Here is a 13,264-nt window from a genome sequence, read left to right on the forward strand (position 1 = left end):
TTGGAGCGACCCGGCAGACGTTCCGGTCTTCGATTCGGGCGGCGGCGCGCGGCGCGCCCACCCCGGTTTGCGCTTAAGGCCGCGAGGTTCGGCGCTCAAGCCCCGCGCGCGGCCCGTCGAATCATGAGGCTGGCGAACTTCCGCGAGTCATGATAGGCGCGTGTCGCCTTATGCGAGAGTGGCGGAATTGGTAGACGCACCAGATTTAGGATCTGGCGGGCAACCATGGGGGTTCGAGTCCCCCCTCTCGCACCAAATCACGGTTCAGGGTGGTCCGATACGGTCCATAAGTCCTGAAAATAACTAAGAAGCCGGGCTAGAGATAGTCCGGCTTCGTCTTTTGTGGTCCATTGACATCCGCTGTTTTTGGGGGCACTTCTGGGGGCATCGTCAACGTGTCGGAACTTTTGGGGGCACTTTGACCGAAAATCCCCGGTATCACTGGATGCAGTATGCCGAGGTCCCGGAGGACCCGAACCGCCATGGCAAAGAAAGTCCTGCCTCTCACAGATGCGGCCATACGTAACGCCAAGCCTCAGGCCAAAGCTTACAAGCTGTCGGATGGTCTTGGCCTCTACGTGGAAATCCTTCCAACTGGGGGGAAGTCCTGGCGGTTCAAGTATCGTTTCGAAGGGCAGGAAAAGCGCCTAGTGTTCGGATTATGGCCGGATGTGAGCTTGAAGCAGGCCCGGCAGCGCCGTGATGATGCCCGCGCCATGGTGGCGGATGGCGTTGACCCTGGAGAGAAGAGGAAACAGGACACCGCCGCCCAAGCCGAGGCGCAAGCCGTTCAGGCCGCGACCTTCGAGCTTGTGGCTCGCGAATGGCACGCCGCTCAGGTGCGGACCTGGAGCGAAGGCCACGCCGTCAAGGTTCTCTCCACCATGGAACAACACCTGTTCCCGGTCTTCGGGGCTGAACCTATTTCCCTGCTACGCGCCCCGGCCATCCTCCCCGTCCTGCGGGCAGTGGAAGCCAAGGGCATCAACTACACGGCCAAGCGCTTACGCCAGTATTGCGAAGCCGTATTCTCCTACGCCATTGCCACGGGCAGGGCCGAACGCAACGTAGGCGCGGACCTGCGGGGCGCGTTGGCCCCCTGCAAGGTGACGAACCGTCCGGCCATCGTTGAACCCAAGGCCGTGGGCAAGCTCCTACGAGCCATGGAAGGCTATGAGGGGAGTCCTGTCACCCTGGCGGCGCTCAAACTGGCCCCGCTCCTGTTCGTGCGTCCTGGCGAGCTTCGGCATGCAGAGTGGGGGGAAATCGACCTGGACGCGGAACACGGGCCGCAATGGCTCATTCCTGCCGAGAAAATGAAGATGCGGACGGCGCATATCGTGCCTCTGTCCCGCCAAGCCGTGGAGATCATCACGGACCTTCACCCCCTGACCGGGGCAGGGCGCTATCTGTTTCCCTGCAACCGGGCCAAAGGGCGCTGCATGTCAAACATGACCATCAATGCCGCCCTGCGGCGTCTGGGCTATGACCAAGGGGAGCATTGCGCACACGGCTTCCGGGCCATGGCTTCCACGCTCCTGAACGAACAGGGCTGGCCTTCCGACGTGATCGAGCGCCAGCTTGCTCACGCCCCAAGAAATAAGGTCCGGGCTACTTACAACCGGGCGGAGCATCTGCCGGAACGGCGGCGGATGATGCAGAAGTGGGCGGACTACCTGCACACCTTGAAGGCAGGCGGCAAGGTGGTCCCTATTCACAGAGAGAATGTAGGCTGACCCCGACAGTTATGGGCGGATCGGCATAATGGTCCGCCCAAGGTGGTGTCACCCTCCTGGCACAGGCCGACCCCTACTAGCCTGGAGGAAAGGCCGGGACTGCGCCCTCCCGTCAGGAACCTCCGCTGGGCGAGTTTGACGAAACCAGCCAGGGCTGTGAGCAAAATAACAGCAAGTCCGAGTCCATGGTCCTGGAGTTGGAGGCGATCCGCGTGAGGGCAACCCTTTGGGAGCACTCGTGTCCAAGGACATGACGGTCCCGCCCTCTGTCAATCACCATCCCCAACTTCGACAACTGCCGTCATCCGGGCATTCACTTCTCTCTTCTCTACATAGAGGCCTGCGGCCTTGCCGCGAGCGATTTCGGCCGTGATGGCCGCACCCATCTGCCCGGCCTGCGCAGCCTTGTCTCTCAAGACCGCCAGCGTTGACAGGTGCTGGTCGAGCGTGAGCATAGCCTTTTCAGCTGCAACAGCCCGTAGCGCGGCAATCCTTGAGGAAATTTTAGGGTGGTCGAGGAGCTGTTTCGCACTCTGCCCAATAGAAGTTTCCTTCGTATTCACACGTATTTCGTACGATTCGCGATAAGCTGCGGACGCATTTCCATTCAAGACGAAATGTTGGGCAAACGCTTCTTGCTTCGGGGTCAGAACAGATTGTGTGATCATGCAGCCTCCTCCGGTCTTGATGACTCACAGATAACACCAGGCAAATCGAAATACACTGGACTACCTGTATATGCTCCTCGACGATGGGCTCCATGTCGGTCCGATAGCACTGCCTTAAATTTTCACAGAACTGGCCCTGGCGCGCGTCGCGGACGGGCGCACAGGGATTGGCTGGTTCGGGGAACTTGGAGGGCCTGGAGGGGTCTTTATGTAGGCCTGGCAGGAGGATGTGTCTGGGGGGCGGCAGCGCCAAAGCGAAGCGATTCTCTGTTTGGCTCTGTCAGTGCGTGAATGTAACGGGCGGCCCCGTCGCGGGCATGCCTTTCTCGATCCATGCCCGCATCAACCCAGGGATGCCCAGGAGGTCGCCAACGTCCTTGCCCACCGGTACCGGCCAGGGCACGGAGGTACGGAATTCCTCTTTCCACCACGGCCACGCCGCCTTTCCGGCCTCATCGAAGTCCAGTGCAACCAGGATCACCGGAGCAGCATTCAAAATCGCCGTGGCGGCATCATCGGGCTTCCCCCTGGCGGTTCCGAGTGCGACGGCGGTCGCGATATCCCCGGCCTCCTGGGAGATCAGGGCGGCGTCCAGCTCCGACTCGACCGACGACCACCGGATTTCCGGGTTCGGAATCGAGGACATAGAGGGACTGGCTACCGCCCCGAACGGCCCAGTACTTTGGAAAAGGGTCATCCGGGTGCCAATCCGTTCGCCGAATTTTGAGGGCCGTCACCACATCGCCGGTGGTCGTCGGGATCACCAACTCCGCCGAGAGCCAGACCCGCCTGGGCTTCCCTGACTCCGGATTCATCTCCTCGGGCAGGCCCCAAACGGTCCTAGGCTGGTAGCAGTCGGTGAGGTTCCAGCCGATGCCCACCCGTCGACAGGTCTCCGGGGGCAAACCTTGGCTGGAGACGGAGTCCTGACCATCCAAGTTCCAGGCCAGCGTTCGGTCAACCTCCTCCTGGGTCATGGACTCAGTGGCGCGAGTGGCGCGAGTGGCGCATTGTTCCAGATCATAATATATGTACCGTGTTATTTTCTCTTGATTCAAAGTGAATATAACAAATTTCTTCTCGGTAATCCCGAAACACGCGCCACTCACGCCACTCACGCCACTCATTGGGGCCTCCCCTTGGCGAACTTGAGCGCTATCCCGGCCAACATCCTGACCCCACCCGTGCTTTTGTGCAGTTGGACGCCCAGACGTTGCAGGCGTGAGGTAAACTTCTTCCGGCCCAACAGTGGCCCACCCCCCGCTTCCTCAGCCCAAGATTTATAGTCTGTATAGATGTAACCGCTCGGCGTATGCAGTCCCGGCTCCAGCACACACTGATCCTCGACGAAGGCAGCGACCTGGTCACTGTCGAGCCTCCATTCCTTCTTGGCTGCTTCGCAGGACTCGGTGCGGGTGAATTCACCGCGCTGGATGACCTCGGCCAGGGCCTCCAGCGCCATGGCCATGATTCCCGGCAACTCGCTCTTCAGCTTCTCCACCAGCTGCCGGTCCTGCTCCTCTTCCTGGAAAGTCCGGTTGAAGGTCAGGATGTTGGCCCGCCGGAAGAGGGCGTCCGAGAAGTCCCGAGTATTCGGCATGTGGTTGGTGCCGAACCAGCACGTGCAGAAGGGGTTGAAGTCGAAGGGAGGGCGCATCTTGTGCTCCGCCGTGGTGAGCTCGCCGGACACGATGGCCTTGAGCTGAGCATCGGCCATTTCATGGCCTTCTGCGATCTCGGTTACGATGTTCACCAGCCTCCCATGCAGGTGCGCCCGCTGGAAGCGATTGTCGAACTGCGAGGGCTGGACTGCGGCCACCTGTTTAGGCCCGACCAGGGCCGCCAGCACGGCCAACAGGACACTTTTGCCGTTTGCTCCCGGCCCGATGAGCAACATGAACTTCTCGAAGCGGCAGGTGGCCATGAGGCTGTACCCCATGCATTCCAACACGAGGCGCTTTTTATCCTTTTTGTCCGGGTCGTCGCGGAAGATTTCGTCCAGGAACTGCAAGAAGCGCGGGGCTGCGGCCTGCGGGTCGTACGCGACCGGTATCTGAGTGGTCCTGTAGCTCTCGCGGCAATGAGGTCGAAGTTCCCACCGATTGCCTTCCCAATACAATTCCCCGTTGCGCACGTTGACGGCGTCCTGGATGGCATCGAATGCGTGCCCAGGTCGGAAAGTTTCGTTCACGGCCAGCTTGAAAACCGAATCAACTATCGAGGCCGTCAAATCGTCGACTTCCGCGACCCGATGAACTTTCTTCTTGATCTCCAGGTCATCCATTTTGCGCCAGACACCAGCCAGATCCCACTTCCAGAAGAAATCCTGCGCATGCAGGAGGTTACCTTCCCCGTACGACTCAATGACGCGCAGGGCCGTCTCCATGTGGTTGAACTTGTCCCCGTCGCTATCGCCCCCGGAGGCGCGCGCCAGCCTGACGGCTGCCCGCAGATCATGGAGGGAGGTACCGGTCCTCTTCTTGATGAGCTTCAGCAGATATTCGACGTCGGGGACCGGTAGGCCGCTCTTGGCGATGGCCTCGGCGACCGGCCCCAGGAGTTCGTCGAAGTCCTCGGTGTCCTTGATACGCGCTTCCAACTCCTGGCGGATGCCGGACGCCTCCTCGCGATTCATGGGCGACTTTTTAGCCTGTTTGTCCGTGCCCAGCGTGTACTTCTTCTTCCCGTGCGCGTGGGAGAAGATAACAGGGGGCTTGCCGTCCTTCGCGCATATCCACCCAATGTCAGGGTCGTTGTTATAGCCCGGCTCCATCGGATCGGCGCAGCGCTTGTCGTGGAATTTGGCGGGCTCGGCCAGAATGTCACGGACGGTTACGGTAGGGCCGTTGTGGAGATGGATTTCCTGATCCTCGCAGAGTTTACCATTTTCCAGAGACCTGCGGAACAGTTCTTCGATGATGGCGAACTCGGGCTCGCTTTTGGCCGGGTTTTTGACCCTAACCTCTTTCATCCGCGTGGCGGTCCAGGCTTCCTTTTTCGCGTCCATTTTATCACGCACGACCTCCTTGGCGTGCTGTTTGAGCAGGGCGAGCTTCTTCTTCTCCTCTGGCGTCAAGTCGTGGAAGGCTGCCCGCGTATCGAGGAATTCGGCGTCCGAGTCGATGATTATGGGCTCCGGCTTCTTCTGGACCAAGCCCGGCCCGAGGACGGCCGCTCCGGCGAAATCGAGCCGTTCCGGCGACCAGACCGCCGTATCGGTGCAAGAGCGTTCGAGGAGAGCTCCAGATTCGCTCACGTCGTACCGCCCATACCCCGCAAGCCAGAGCCGGTCGTGAAGGACCTGCCCGGCCCTAGGTATGTCTGTCGCATCCCGGACGAAGAGATAAGCGCGGAGCCCGCCCGGCCCTTTCAGGCATTCACCGGTTTGGGTGTAGATATGAGACGACACGCTGGCGGTGACCACCAGCGGCGCTTTTACCAAGCCCGGAGCAACGCTCGTGAAAGCTTCAAGCAGCCGCTCGGCTGACCAAGGTGTAGAGCCGTCTTTAGGCGGATCGTAATCCGTCATCATTACGCCAGGCCCATCCGGCCACTTGAAGTTTTCCTTTTGGCGCGTGACCTGCCCAGGCTGGAGATACCCTTGCGTTCCGATGAAGCAGAACTGCTCGGGTCCCAGGCCAAAGCCCAGGGCCTGGCTCGGTTTCAAGTTTTTGAGAAGCTCGGTGAACTCCAGCGGCGTGACGGCGACGGTTTTGGAATCGCCTTCTGCCATACGACCACCGTTGGACTTCACCAGATTGCCATCTTCGCCGAGTTTAAATCCTTTGGACAGCTGTGCGGGCCGGGTGGACGTGAACACGGTCAGTTGTGCCTGGGGGCCGATCATTGATGGCCCTCCTGCCCGGCCGCCGGGACCGCGAAGATGTTCCCCATAAAATTTTGGGTAATCAAGCTGAACGAGAAACCCAGCGACACGCAGGGCCAAGACCATCTGAATACCGCGAAGGCACGTTGTAAGCGCCTCCAAAGGGGGCACTTATCCACTTCGTAGAATACGGCCAGCACCTTTCCCTTGCCGCCGGGGACCAAATGGTCCCCGAACCAGTCCAAGCAATTGGCGATCAAGGCGGCCAGGTAGATCAAGAAGGTGGGCTTACCCACCTCAGGGGCCCCAGATACGAAACCGAGCTTTCCGGTCAAGAAAGAGTCGAGAAACACCCAGACCAGCGAGAGCAGATCGAGGTTGATGATGATCCCCGACTTGTGTGCAATGATGTCAAACCCGGTATAGAAACCGGGCTTGGTCGAGTCTTCCTTCTCACCGATCGAGCCCACCCCCGCCGTGAATTTTTCCTGCCGGGCGGGCATATGGGCCAGGGCCGCCTCGATGGCAGCCGAATCGTCACCCACGGACTGCTGGCTCGCGACGGAGCCAAAGTAATAGAGAGCACCCATCACGCGCCTTCCTTGGCCCAAATGTGAGCCCCGGCCCTGAGCGCAGCCATGCAGAGGATATCGTTGGCCACGTTCAGGATAAGTTCCTCGGGAATATCATCCCGGTCCACCGTGCTGCCGTGAATCCGCCACCAACGCCCATCAGGGTAGTCGATCAGGACAGGAAGGACCGGGGCAAAATTCGGGTAAAACGCGAAGTAGCAGTTGGCTTTTTGGGATTTGTTGGGATTATTCATCGCAACCTCCCCCTCCAAAGAAGCAAGGCAACTTTCCCCACCTCTGATACTTGACAAGGTCCGCCCCTTCGTCTGAAGCCAAAATTCGGACGCTAGATACCAATCCAAATTCAGCCATATCCCACAGCACGCGAGGGGATTCGGCCGTGGTGTAAACCCTCCAAGCCCAGCCATCGAGATTAAGTCCACGGACTTCATAGAGGCTGTTGTTGCTTAACGTTGCCTTACCCATGAATAGAGGTGGTAAACCATTATTCTGGCGCCAGAGCACGTCAGATCCAGATCTCGTCCCAATGAGTCGAGAACTGAAAATGCCGTCGGCTTCAAAAGTTTCCCAAAGACCCTGAACCGAGTCAGCCGTGGTGAATATCTTCCAAGACAAATTATTGGGGTATTTTCCCCGGACTTCATACAGATTCCCGCCACCCAAAACCGCCTTGCCCTGGAGAACTGCTTGTATCCCGCTGTCCATCTGGTTGCTTCCAGGACAACCCGGCTTTGCGCCTTTGATCCGCAGCCTTCTGAACCCATTCTTCTCGAACACTACCAAAAGGCTGCGAGAAAAATCTGCGGGAAGCGAAAACTTCAAAACTTCGTCAGTAGGGCGGTGTTCTTGGGCTTCCAAACAAATCAAATGATCGTTTTCAATGCCGAAGGTGTTCCTTTTCATGACCTACCTCCCCATCTCGGCGGACGCCAAGCGGTCAACAAGAGCGGTAATGTCGGACGCCTTCCAAGCCGTGCAGCGGCCGATCCGAACGGGTTTCGGGAACTCCCCAGACGCAACCTTGGCCCACCACGTGGACTTGCTCACGGGGATGATGGCCGGGATGCCCTTGCTGGGGTTGCCGATGATGGAGGAAAGCCGGAAAAGGGTTTCCGGGATATGCGGGTATACATTCATGGAGTGATCTCCTTTGGCTTGAGGCGGCCCGGCATGGACCGCCTCGGAGATCAGCTATTTAAAGATATTGAAAACGGCGGGGCCGTATGCGGGAAAGAAAAAACCGTATACGGTTTTAATGAGGTTTTATATCAATAATTTCGAAGGCTTCTTTGAGGGCGGTACGCGCGGCATCTTCTGAGACTCGTACGCCCAACCGCTCTGTCTGACGCTCTATCTTTCCTGGGAGCGCCGATCCTTTGAGGGGTTTCGGCACTCCGTTAAGGCACAGTAAAGCCGCGATGACCCTCACGTACGTGTTCTCCTTGCGGCGGTCTAAAGGTTTGTCAGTGGGGTCGTGTATGTGCTCGTTGTTCCGAGCATTAAGCCTGTCGACGTATTTCTTTGATTCGATGTCGCCATACGCAGCTTTGCAATGCTGTATGACGTCGCGAACAGGCAGCTTAACCATGCTTAATCTATATAATAATTTTTCACTTTCGTAACTTTCGTGAGGGGCCCCCCATTGCCTTCTCTTGGGTTCATTGAAGAAGAAAGTTTCCGAAATTGAAGGCACGGGCGTCGAATTTTCAATATTATAACAAGGGCATCCACGCCTCAGAATATCTTCAATCATGACGACGGGCATCCCGACTTTTTCATGCAAATCAAGTCCCGAAATGAAAATATCGTCAACCATCACAAGCCCCCTCGGCTTTCCCCTGAATGAATTCCCCGCCCAGGCCGCCAGGGTCGCGACTTTTCAGATGGCCTATCCTAGGGGGGGAACTGAGCTGGCCATCTACATGGTTGACGCCCCCGAAGGCAAATTTGCACAAAACTACTTTTTTCAACCTATGAAACCTCGCCATGGCACTGGCCTTGAGCACCTACGCTTCGACGACTCCGTCCTTGCCCCCCGCGAAAGAAGGCTCGAGTGGTGGCGTTGCCTACGACGAGATGACTCGCCTCCAACTTGAAGACGACGGGCCAACGTGCAGAAACTCATGGCATGGGGATAGAATCACCTAGATGAGGTTTGGTACGCGGCCGGGTTGTAGGGGACAAAGGGGGGGTGTTCATGTCGGCAAGCAGCTCGAATGCCCGGCGCTACCGCGCTTGAGGGAGAACTCTTCGCGCATGGCCTGCTCGATTCGGGGGTGATCCGCTCGGCTGCGCGGATCGCGGGGGCGGCCTCGTCCATGAGCTGTTGGTGAGCGTCGGACAGGAGCTTGGCGAACTACTCCCGGGTGCTCTTCTTGTTGGGCTCCCAGGCGATGGTGTCCGAATCGTGGGGGGCGGCGGGGGTATGGCCGCTTACCCGTTTGCTTTCCAGACCGCTTGCTGCACTTCCCTTTCGGGATGGACAGGCCTTACAGGGCCTGAATCGTATCTCTCCGCACCCCGGGCGCAGAGAGAGGTGCATCGCTGAGGGTCGCGAGGGGAAAAATCCGAACCATCGGCTTAGGAGCGCAAAGCTTCGGGAATATGGCAAGGGGAAGGGGATCCATCCGGGCTCACAGACCCCAAGCTGGGCCAGGATCTCTCCTAGCGATGAAGACGGCCCCCAGGGGGGGCGTCGGGCATTTGATGTCTCGTTTTACGATAGGTTTGGACGCGGAGGTCGGCTTCCGCACTTTGCCCGGTGACGTTCAGCAGGGGCCTGACGTGGTCTGCGGGGTGGTTTGGCTTTTGCCTCTGGATATAATTTTCGGTTGTCACGAGGAATCGAGCGACTAAGTTCGGCGAGGGGGACTTCCACGATATCTCCGCGCTCAATAGTTCGACCTAGGCCCCATGACAATGCGAGCCTGAGATGCCGTATGTGGTCGGGCTCTTGGTAGCCTCCAGTATTCTCTTCGGGCTGCGGAGGTTCCATTTCTCCCGGCCAGTCCTTCACTAGATAGGTCCCGCAACGCATTGGACCGCGTTTTGGCAAGGGCTCTTGCTCCTTTCTGAATTTTTCGACTGATGATCGCTTCCATGGGCTTGGGAAGTTGTAACGCTTTAGTTGCAACAGATTTAAGACCGGAATCCTGCGTCTTTTCATTATGTTTGCTCCTATCAGCCTTTGCTGCCTGACCAGGAAAGTAGGGGGGCACATTTCATCCCCGGCGTAGCCCATGTCCATACATGTGATCCCACTTCCAGGCACTTTCATACACCCTCTCGCCGTGGTCCATGGCGGCCTTTGCCAGAACAGCCCACTTGCGGGAGGTTGGGTGGGCCTATGATAAGCTGTTCAGCGGCTCAATCAGCCCTGCATCCTCATTCTTGGGTGAATTCACCCTGGTGCTCACTCGGTACGCCCACATGTCCGACCAGGGGCGGCTGGCCAGGATGTCCGCCACCTGGGCGGGATCGCCCTTTTGGGGGTCCAGCCAGCGGGCATCGTCCTGCGGAGCGACGATCACGGGCATGCGGTCGTGCAGCGGCGAGACCAGTTCGTTGGCCTGGCAGGTGATGATGGCCACGCTCTCGATGATCTCTCCCTCCGGGCTCTCGTAGTGCTCCCAGATCCCGGCCAGGGCCAGGACGTCCTCCGGGGTGCGTGACGTGATGAACCAGGGTTGGCGGTGGCCGTTCTCCTCGTGCCATTCGTAGAATCCCTGGGCCGGGATCAGGCAGCGCCTGCGCCGCATGGCGGCCTTGAAGGACGGCTTCTCCGCCACGGTCTCCGCGCGGGCGTTGATCATCTTGTAGCCGATGGACGTATCCTTGGCCCAGGAGGGAATCAGCCCCCACTTCAGCAGACGCATCTCCCTGCGCTCGGGAGTCTGGACAACCGACTCCACCAGCTGGCCGGGCGCGATGTTGTAGCGGGCCGGGGCCTGCGGCACCTCTGCCAGTTCGAAGCGCTCCAGCAGGCGCTTACGCGGTATGCCCAGGGCAAATCGTCCGCACATGCGTCACCTCCTGTCGGAATAGCCCCCCCTAGCATGTTGCTGTGAGAAAATCACTCGAGAAGACATAGTTATTGCAGGACAATTTGTCATGTCAAAAGATACATCGTAAGTTATAGCTTGCCAAGATCAAGGACAGCTTGCTAGACCGCAGGCCATGGACGCACAGCTTCATACCAAGGGCATTGAGATGCTGGGCTTCGATCCTGGCGAGCCACTGGAACTGCCCTTGCTACTTTCCACGGTCCCGGCCGGGTTTCCTTCTCCATCCGAGGACTACATCGACCAGCACTTGGATCTGAACGAGCATGTGGTTCGCCATCCGGCGGCCACCTTCTTCGTGCGCGCGTCCGGCGAGTCCATGGCTGGGGCTAACATCCAGCCCGGGGACATCCTGGTGGTGGACCGGGCACTGGAACCGGCCAGCGGGCGAATCGTCATCGCCGCCTTGGAAGGCGAGCTCACGGTCAAGCGCCTGCGCATCAAAAGCGGACGTGTCTCCCTCGAACCGGCAAACCCCTCGTTCAAGCCCGTCGAGATCCTGCCGGACTCCGACTTCGAGATCTGGGGCGTGGTGACATTCATCATCCACAAGGCCTAGCGCCATGCCCGTGTACGCCCTGGTGGACTGCAACAACTTCTATTGCTCTTGCGAGCGCGTGTTCGCCCCGCACCTTGCAGGGCGCCCGGTGGTGGTGCTGACCAACAACGACGGCTGCATCATCGCCAGGTCCCCCGAGGCCAAGGCCCTGGGCTTCAAGATGGCCGAGCCGGAGTTCCAGGCTCGGGCCAGGCTCAAGCGCCACAACGTGGCCGTGTTCTCTTCCAACTACGCCCTCTACGGCGACCTGTCCGCGCGTGTCATGTCGACACTGTCCGAGTTCACGCCCCGGATGGAGGTCTATTCCATCGACGAGGCCTTCCTGGACATCGCCGGGATGCCGGAAGAAGCGGGGCGCTACGCCGCGCGCATCCGGGAAACCGTGCGCAAGCGCACGGGCATCCCGGTCTCCATCGGCATAGGCCCCACCAAGACCCTGGCCAAGGCCGCCAACAAGCTGGCCAAGAAGCGCCCCGAGCTTGGTGGTGTGCTGGACATGTCCTCCCTTGAGGGCCGGGAAAAACTCCTGTCAGGGCTGGATGTGGAGGACGTCTGGGGCATCGGCCACCGCCACTCCAAGCGGCTCAAGGCCATGGGAGTCATGACCGCCCAGGATTTCACGCGTCTATCGCGGGAGTGGGTGCTCAAGAAGATGACCGTGGTGGGCCTGCATACCTGGCTGGAGCTACGCGGCATACCATGCATCTCCATGGAGATGGCTCCCAAGCCCAAGCAGACCATCGTGTCCTCGCGTTCTTTTGGAAAGCCCGTGACCACCTTGGAGGAGATGGGCGAGGCCATGACGCGCCACGCCAGCCGGGCCGCCGAGAAGTTGCGTGGCGAGAAGGGGCTGGCAGGCGCGGTGCTGGTGTTCATCCAGACCAACAACTTCATCGAAGGCGAGCCCCAGTATTGGGCCAGCCAAAGCCGCGGCCTGAACCCGCCCACGTCGCACACGCCGGAGATTGTTTGTCGCGGCCGCGAGATCCTGGAGCGCATCTTCCGGATGGGTTTCCGCTACAAGAAGGTGGGGGTAATGCTCTCGGGCATCGAATCGGAGGCCTCGGCCCAGTTCTCCCTACTGCCGAGCCCAGGAGAGCGGGGCAAGCAGCTCATGGACGCGCTGGACAGGGTGAACGCCAAATGGGGCCGGGAGACTCTGTTCGTGGCGGCCACCGGGACCAAACGGGTCTGGAGCATGCGACAGAATTTCCGGTCGCCGAGGTATACGACGGTGTGGGGGGATCTGCCGTACGTAACGATTTGAAGCAAGCATCTATTGCCACCCCTGCGCGAGCTAGACGACAAGGGGCTGCGCGAGGTTCCCAGCCACAGGCTGAAGGTGATTGATTTCGGCGTGGTAGCCCTCACCGGACAGTAAAACCCGTGAAGGCCAATGCCTTGCTTGGGCGGAGCCCTCGCCCAGGAAGAAGAACCCCTCCAGGCTTGGCCGGAAGGGGTTCTTCGCGTTTGCGGGGGGCGGGAGGTCCCCGCTCCTTAGCAGGGCCACCTCAGAGCGGCTCGAAGCTCTGGGAGACGTCCCCTGATAGGGCAGTTATGCGCGGATTGAGCTTGTGGATCGGTCTGCCTTCGGTAAAATCGAGCCGCGAAAGGTCAACCCAAATCACATTTGGGTTCTCAACCCATGAGAAATACTGGTAAGACTCGGGGCTGTAGGAGGTCCGGTTCAGGATTCTATCGAGGAACTGGCGGACGTAGGGGGAAATCTTCTTGAAGGATTCCGGGGCCAGATCGTGGAGGGCCTGCCACAAGGATTGAACGGAAGGTATAATTGGACAAGATGCTGCTGAATTTCGATTA

12 protein-coding genes and 1 tRNA gene are annotated in these 13,264 nt (G+C 59.3%); 4 read left to right on the plus strand and 9 right to left on the minus strand.

Going from position 1 to position 13,264, the window contains the following annotated elements:
• The first annotated feature begins 172 nt into the window (after nt 1-172).
• Together ML540_RS16335 and ML540_RS16340 are read left to right on the plus strand one after the other, a co-directional pair.
• A tRNA-Leu gene (locus ML540_RS16335) sits at nt 173-255 on the plus strand.
• Nucleotides 256-482: 227 nt separating this feature from the next.
• A complete protein-coding gene (locus tag ML540_RS16340) occupies nt 483-1,736 on the plus strand; it encodes a tyrosine-type recombinase/integrase (protein WP_243363841.1) in 1,254 nt (417 codons plus the stop codon).
• Between the two features lie 269 nt (nt 1,737-2,005).
• On the opposite strand, the gene ML540_RS16345 is transcribed toward ML540_RS16340, so the two are convergent.
• The 9 genes from ML540_RS16345 to ML540_RS16385 form a co-directional block, all read right to left on the minus strand.
• The gene (locus ML540_RS16345; protein WP_243363842.1) at nt 2,006-2,404 is read right to left on the minus strand and encodes a terminase small subunit; all 399 of its coding nucleotides are present in this window, start codon (nt 2,402-2,404) and stop codon (nt 2,006-2,008) included.
• A gap of 280 nt (nt 2,405-2,684) precedes the next feature.
• The gene (locus tag ML540_RS16350) at nt 2,685-3,050 is read right to left on the minus strand and encodes a toprim domain-containing protein (protein WP_243363843.1); all 366 of its coding nucleotides are present in this window, start codon (nt 3,048-3,050) and stop codon (nt 2,685-2,687) included.
• A gap of 477 nt (nt 3,051-3,527) precedes the next feature.
• Nucleotides 3,528-6,251, minus strand: a complete 2,724-nt coding sequence (locus tag ML540_RS16355) for a DNA primase family protein (RefSeq protein WP_243363844.1) — start codon at nt 6,249-6,251, stop codon at nt 3,528-3,530.
• The gene (locus ML540_RS16360; protein ID WP_243363845.1) at nt 6,248-6,820 is read right to left on the minus strand and encodes an AAA family ATPase; all 573 of its coding nucleotides are present in this window, start codon (nt 6,818-6,820) and stop codon (nt 6,248-6,250) included. Before ML540_RS16360 ends, ML540_RS16355 begins: the two co-directional genes overlap by 4 nt.
• Nucleotides 6,820-7,056 (minus strand): hypothetical protein, encoded by a 237-nt coding sequence (locus ML540_RS16365; RefSeq protein ID WP_243363846.1) that lies wholly within the window; start codon nt 7,054-7,056, stop codon nt 6,820-6,822. Before ML540_RS16365 ends, ML540_RS16360 begins: the two co-directional genes overlap by 1 nt.
• Entirely contained in the window at nt 7,049-7,726 is a 678-nt protein-coding gene (locus ML540_RS16370) for a hypothetical protein (RefSeq protein WP_243363847.1), read from the minus strand. Before ML540_RS16370 ends, ML540_RS16365 begins: the two co-directional genes overlap by 8 nt.
• 3 nt (nt 7,727-7,729) lie before the next feature.
• A complete protein-coding gene (locus ML540_RS16375) occupies nt 7,730-7,960 on the minus strand; it encodes a helix-turn-helix transcriptional regulator (RefSeq protein WP_243363849.1) in 231 nt (76 codons plus the stop codon).
• Between the two features lie 115 nt (nt 7,961-8,075).
• Nucleotides 8,076-8,639: a hypothetical protein gene (locus ML540_RS16380; protein WP_243363851.1), complete on the minus strand. Its 564-nt coding sequence runs from the start codon at nt 8,637-8,639 to the stop codon at nt 8,076-8,078.
• A 1,528-nt stretch (nt 8,640-10,167) separates the two neighbouring features.
• Complete coding sequence (locus ML540_RS16385) at nt 10,168-10,845, minus strand: SOS response-associated peptidase (protein WP_243363854.1); 678 nt, start codon at nt 10,843-10,845, stop codon at nt 10,168-10,170.
• Between the two features lie 154 nt (nt 10,846-10,999).
• Here ML540_RS16385 and ML540_RS16390 point away from each other — a divergent pair, with 154 nt between their 5' ends.
• Both ML540_RS16390 and ML540_RS16395 read left to right on the plus strand, forming a co-directional pair.
• Nucleotides 11,000-11,443: a LexA family protein gene (locus ML540_RS16390; protein ID WP_243363856.1), complete on the plus strand. Its 444-nt coding sequence runs from the start codon at nt 11,000-11,002 to the stop codon at nt 11,441-11,443.
• A 4-nt stretch (nt 11,444-11,447) separates the two neighbouring features.
• A complete protein-coding gene (locus tag ML540_RS16395) occupies nt 11,448-12,710 on the plus strand; it encodes a Y-family DNA polymerase (RefSeq protein ID WP_243363859.1) in 1,263 nt (420 codons plus the stop codon).
• Nucleotides 12,711-13,264: the final 554 nt, after the last annotated feature.

The organism is Fundidesulfovibrio terrae (assembly GCF_022808915.1).
Taxonomy (GTDB): Bacteria; Desulfobacterota; Desulfovibrionia; order Desulfovibrionales; family Desulfovibrionaceae; genus Fundidesulfovibrio; species Fundidesulfovibrio terrae.